We start from the raw sequence: 491 nt of genomic DNA, 5'->3' as shown, positions 1-491 counted from the left end.
TGATTTAGGGCGCCATCAAAGGCTGTGCCTTCTGGAGAACAGGCTGAAAAAAGGCTCTGTCTAGCGGAATGAATACGCAATACAGACTTAACCCGCTCTGCCAATAACGACAGTGAGATGGGTTTTGTTTGATAATCCCATGCTCCGAGTCTTAGGCCGAAGACCTGATCGATTTCATCTGAACGATCAGTTAGAAATACGATGGGTAAGTTAGCCCCTTGATCCAGCAATTTCCGGCAAATTGTGAAGCCGCCATCCGGGTCATCCTCAAGCACAACATCTAACAACACAATATCTGGTTTTACTTCAGATATACCCGCTAATGCGGATGCGACATTGGAGTAACAGTAGGGGGTAAAACCGCGGAGGGATAATGCCTCAGCATAATTTTGCTGTTGATCAATGTCGTCTTCTACTATCGCAATGCTATTCGTCATAAGGGCTATGGTTGCTTCCAATTGTCTTGAATTGTGTGACCCTCACTTTACCTG

The 491-nt window shown here is 45.6% G+C and carries 1 protein-coding gene; it reads right to left on the bottom strand.

Annotation, left to right across the window (positions count from 1 at the left end; translation table 11 throughout):
* A partial coding sequence (locus A3750_RS24680) for a response regulator transcription factor (protein WP_156498932.1) occupies positions 1–437 on the bottom strand: 437 nt, incomplete at its 3' end.
* Positions 438–491: the final 54 nt, after the last annotated feature.

This window comes from Oleiphilus sp. HI0079 (genome assembly GCF_001635105.1).
The sequence above is the reverse complement of the archived record's forward strand: the minus strand, read 5'-3'. Positions and strand labels throughout refer to the sequence as shown.